Source organism: Pseudomonas triticifolii (assembly GCF_014358015.1).
Classification (GTDB): Bacteria; Pseudomonadota; Gammaproteobacteria; order Pseudomonadales; family Pseudomonadaceae; genus Aquipseudomonas; species Aquipseudomonas triticifolii.
Map to the genome: position 1 here is coordinate 1 of NZ_JACONV010000049.1, position 302 is coordinate 302.

Annotated in this window: 2 tRNA genes; both read left to right on the forward strand. The window is 52.6% G+C overall.

What is annotated here, in order from left to right:
• The first annotated feature begins 63 nt into the window (after positions 1-63).
• Positions 64-140, forward strand: a tRNA-Ile gene (locus tag H8S56_RS24415).
• 30 nt (positions 141-170) lie between these two features.
• Positions 171-246, forward strand: a tRNA-Ala gene (locus H8S56_RS24420).
• Positions 247-302: the final 56 nt, after the last annotated feature.

Sequence of the window (302 nt, forward strand, 5' to 3'; positions counted from 1 at the left end):
ACCATAAGCACCCACACGAATTGCTTGATTCATTGAAGAAGACGATAGAAACAGCCCGAAATTGGGTCTGTAGCTCAGTTGGTTAGAGCGCACCCCTGATAAGGGTGAGGTCGGCAGTTCGAATCTGCCCAGACCCACCAATTTTGTGTGGGAAACGCCTGTAGAAATACGGGGCCATAGCTCAGCTGGGAGAGCGCCTGCCTTGCACGCAGGAGGTCAGCGGTTCGATCCCGCTTGGCTCCACCACTTACCGCTGTTTCGTTGTTAGAGCTTAGAAATGAGCATTTCCTTCAAGCGAAGGG